The sequence below is a fragment of the Endozoicomonas numazuensis genome (genome assembly GCF_000722635.1).
Lineage (GTDB): Bacteria > Pseudomonadota > Gammaproteobacteria > Pseudomonadales > Endozoicomonadaceae > Endozoicomonas_A > Endozoicomonas_A numazuensis.
The window spans coordinates 15,086-19,259 of record NZ_JOKH01000018.1 but is presented as its reverse complement, the minus strand read 5'-3'; the positions used below and the strand labels follow the sequence as shown (position 1 = coordinate 19,259).

Annotated in this window: 4 protein-coding genes and 2 pseudogenes; 3 read left to right on the top strand and 3 right to left on the bottom strand. The window is 43.8% G+C overall.

Annotated elements, in window-relative coordinates:
- Window positions 1-323: 323 nt before the first annotated feature.
- From GZ78_RS26855 to GZ78_RS26850, 3 genes are all read left to right on the top strand, one after another.
- Entirely contained in the window at window positions 324-1,967 is a 1,644-nt protein-coding gene (locus GZ78_RS26855; protein WP_034843391.1) for a hypothetical protein, read from the top strand.
- A gap of 222 nt (window positions 1,968-2,189) precedes the next feature.
- Complete coding sequence (locus GZ78_RS29775; RefSeq protein WP_161787510.1) at window positions 2,190-2,354, top strand: hypothetical protein; 165 nt, start codon at window positions 2,190-2,192, stop codon at window positions 2,352-2,354.
- Window positions 2,355-2,542: 188 nt separating this feature from the next.
- Window positions 2,543-3,019, top strand: a complete 477-nt coding sequence (locus tag GZ78_RS26850) for a hypothetical protein (RefSeq protein ID WP_236631718.1) — start codon at window positions 2,543-2,545, stop codon at window positions 3,017-3,019.
- A gap of 76 nt (window positions 3,020-3,095) precedes the next feature.
- Here the strand turns inward: GZ78_RS26850 and GZ78_RS28625 are convergent, their stop codons facing one another.
- The 3 genes and pseudogenes from GZ78_RS28625 to GZ78_RS30555 all read right to left on the bottom strand — a co-directional run.
- Entirely contained in the window at window positions 3,096-3,539 is a 444-nt protein-coding gene (locus GZ78_RS28625; RefSeq protein WP_081870080.1) for an IS3 family transposase, read from the bottom strand.
- A 74-nt stretch (window positions 3,540-3,613) separates the two neighbouring features.
- A pseudogene (locus GZ78_RS30845) lies at window positions 3,614-3,700 on the bottom strand (hypothetical protein); the annotation flags it as partial.
- A gap of 61 nt (window positions 3,701-3,761) precedes the next feature.
- A pseudogene (locus GZ78_RS30555) lies at window positions 3,762-3,917 on the bottom strand (transposase); the annotation flags it as partial.
- Window positions 3,918-4,174 lie beyond the last annotated feature (257 nt).

The window sequence follows — 4,174 nt, the reverse complement described above, 5'->3', positions numbered from 1 at the left end:
TCCTATCAATAACTCAGCGACAAGCCGCACGGCACCCTTTCTACTATTACCCTGGGTGACCGCTCTGTATGCAATCTATTTGAAGTAGGCATTAACCTGAATTCAGCGTTGGTATCGAGCTCAAAGCTCTCGCCCCATCTCCGGTCTGTAAGATTTTCAGTCGTAATCACGAAAAGCCTTTTCTGATCCCGATGGTCTCAGGACTGCCTGACAGATGTGTCAGTATAAATAACAAAGCCCGGTAGTTAGTGAACCCTCAAACCCGCCAAATGTCGAAACACAGAGCAACCTAAGTTTTAACGACTATCCAGCGAAATGAAAACATGCAGGGAATAAACACACCGAATCCGGGAGTTAATGTCTTTGGCAGTGACAAAGATAAGCAGACGTCAGAAGATTTGCCTGCTCCTCATTGCATAACAAAGCCAGCGTTAACAAGCCTATCTCCTCATATCTATGGCAAGCGCAAGCGGGTAGATGAGCGCAACGTCGACTCTACTCCAGTCAAGCGAGTACGAATCACTCAAGAAAGTACAACACCGCCACTACTCAATCGACTCACACATTTTTTAAAATCGATCGAAACATCCTACCTTGAAAAGATTGCACATAACCACGCGAAATATTCAATATTATTTGAAAAGTTAAAAACCGAAGGTCCTGAGTCCGATAGTTATTTTTCCACAGACACTTGTAACACGCTTTATTGGGCGTTGGCCAATAACCAACTCAGTGAACATCAGTTTATGGATCATTACCATTACCTTATGCACCGACTGATATTCAGAACGGATTTAACGACGGGTGAACATGTTTTTCCAGGCTTTCCAGTTCTGGCCAAAAAATTTGAAGTGGTCAGTACCACAGGCAATCCGATCACTTGGGCGAACCTTCACGAAGCTCAGTTTAATATCGAAGTATTACCAGACTTCAAAAAAGCACTGGAAGTCGCCTATGATAAACGCCCAGAGCCAACCTCTGACCCTGTGGATACCCCGCAGGTCCAAGAAAGGCATTTATTCCTTTGGCTGGATATATTAGGAAGTAGTTTCTACGGAAGACAGAATAATAAGATGGTTCTACAATCCTTTTCACAACTGCAAAAAATCCTTGAAAAAGAGCCATCACCAGTATTGATAAAACCAACATTTGGCTTTGGTGATTGGAATAAACTTAAAAAACTTCGCTTAAAAGAAGAACACCCTATGGCTTTGTGGCATCCCGAACTGCCATCTATCTCACAACCAGATGGATATTGGGCTGGTACGCTGAGCCATATGCATGACCTTTACCACGCAGAAATTCTAAATAGAATCCCGAAAGATACGAGAGACGCAAGTCTGGAGTTTGACAGTCTCTTCATTACGCCTTTCAACCATTTTTTAAAGAGAATAGAGCGTGAATCACTGACAGCTGAAGATCAGCTGTTTATACATCACTTCACCTGTTTGTGTAATGAAGTGCTGTTGGAGAGTGACAGCAGCCACTGCGCTCAAGAACCGTTCACAACAAAATTATTTCCATGGGGCTATGATACACAGGCTTATAGGGAAAAATTAATGTCACGCAGGACGTTTGTTGATCAGGAATTCAATCATGATCCTGACCTGACCTTCCCACTGCACGTTGATATAGTCATCCCCAGTCTCGAAATATTACGCAAAAACCATTTCCATGAAATATTGGCAAACAGCTACTTCATCTTTTCCATGGTAAAGATAGGCCGGGAGGATCTTATAAAAAAACTTTTACGCATTGACATAAAGCCTGATCCCGTTGCAGAACGTAACGCCAGCTTGGTTAAAAACTTTCAAGGGACTGACGTAGACAAGAGTTGCTTAAAGTTTAAGCTTGATTTTCTCTTAGAGAAGCACTGGACTGGCCACTTTTGGCACCAACAACTCAAAGATAAAGCGATAAAAACAGGAGCAATAGCTATTGAGCCAGCTTATGAAATGCCCCTCTGAGTCAGGGTAGATGTCGCCTCTGTTGATTCATAACTCTCTGTAACAGAGAGATAATCGAGAGAGGCTATTATGGCGCGTTACTCCATAGAAATGAAAGAAGCCATCATCCAAAAGATGCTGCCCCCCCAATAATGTTTCCGTGGCTCAGCTTAAAAGAGAAACCGGCATTGCTGACGCAACCCGTATACTTGGCGCAAACAAGCAAGAAATCAAGGTGTACCCGTGGCCGGTGATGGCAAAAATCCACAGCAGTGGAGTGCTGAAAACAAGGTCGCGGTTCTTATCTGGGGGGCGCGAGGACGACTGATTCCTCTCCCTGATCGCAAGAAAGCCGTTGTTTTAATCCAGGAAGAGCAGCCATCTTTTCCATTGAATTTGCTTAAATAGGTCAACTATTCGCACACATCCAACGAAAAAGTTGACTCGCTCTACTGAATTTCATGCTCGAAAGCTTAAGTCCCAGAGGCGCCTGGATAATTTATGGTTGACGACATAGTCACTGGCTATACCTATACTTTGCACTACTTGATAGGTGGATTATGACAATGATCTTTTGGTGTTGCAGGTTTTTTATATTGATTACAGCCTTCATGATTAGCATAAGAGCTGTCGGTACTGACCTGTTGGAGGTTCGTATTCAAATAGAACAACTGAATATAGATGATGCAGGTACTACAACTGGATTGCTTCAAATCCCGGTTGCACCAGAGCAAGTGGCTACTTTTCTCGGACAGCAAATAATCCCTCATGCTGCTCCAGTGGTAATACAGGCATTAACTACCCAACATGTTCAACACCAATCGGTGAGTAATAAAGCAGCAGTATCAGTAGTAGTAGCAGCAGCAGTAGTAGTGGTAATAGTAGGAGGAGCTGTTGTAGGTGGTTTTATAGGATATGGCTTTGAGAAAGCCATATCTGTTGTAGGTGGTTGTATAGAATATGGCTTTGAGAAAGCCATAGCTGTTGTAGGTGGTTGTATTGAATATGGCTTTGAGAAAGCCATAAATGAAGATATCGAGTTTAAAAATAGCATTGGAATATCATCGGAGTAGGAATAGGTACAGTGATAGGTCTAGTAGTGGTGATGATAATAAGGTGTGTAGTGGTCAAGTGAAAACGGACACCTGGTTAAGATACTTTTTCCAATCTCTGCTGCTCAAATTCCACTGGACTTACATAGTCCAGATATGAGTGCATCCAGTGATTGTTGTAGAACAGGATATAATCAATCACATCCGCTTCAACTGCTGACCTGGTATCGTAATATAGTGGTCTGTTCTCTCTCTTCAGGCTGCCAAAGAACCGTTCTATCACCGAGTTGTCCCAACAGTTTCCTTTGCGGCTCATGCTACAAACCATCCCGTATGCCTTTAGCTGTTTCAGGTATTCACGCGATGCGTACTGACACCCCTGGTCAGAGTGGTGCATAACTCCTTTACCCGGTTTTCGGCTCCAATACGCCATTTTCAAGGCCTCTAGGAGGCTGACCGAGAATAGACAGCCCGGCCTAAAATCCAGAAAGAACGGCCATCTTTTCCACTGAATTTGCTTAAATAGGTCAACTATTCGCACAAATTCAGTGAAAAAACTGACTCGTTCTACTGAATTTTATGCTCGGACGCTATTCTCGGTCAGCCTCCTAGTGGCAGCTCCGTTGTCATCCTACTATTCAGGGACCAGCCCACAACTTTCCTTGAAAACAGATCTACGACAGTCGCCAGATACGCCCAGCCCCAGTTGTCGCATCAGGCTTCTGGCCTGGTAACGCCCAGTTTTGTACCCCTTTTTCCGCAAGGCTTTTTGCTCTTCATGTTGCCGAACCCAACGACGCAGATTGCCTGCACTGACTCCAAGGCTTCTAGCTACTTCTGCCGGAGACTGACCTTGCTCAACTATCAGTTTCACCGCCTTGAGTTTGTACTCCTGAGAATAATTCTGTCGCTTTGCCATTCGTAACCTCGTTGCTGATTGCACAATTGTGCTTAACGAGATGTTCGGAGTCATTAGACCACTTCAGTCTATGAGGGCTTTAAGATTCCTATACATACATTTAAATGCTCACTGGCTTTTTTACTTTCTTTCCGCAAAGCCCTGTATATGCTTAACGGTCAAAGGAGGCGCCTATGAAAACCTTGCTATCCTGTCTGTTTATCACGGATATCTGGCTAAAAGTAATGCGGCGTTATCTGATTGTTCTGGTTTATCCT

Bases quoted from the DNA above. Each gene is read 5' to 3' on its own strand.
- GZ78_RS26855 (WP_034843391.1), top strand. From the start codon at position 324: ATGCAGGGAATAAACACACCGAATCCGGGAGTTAATGTCTTTGGCAGT.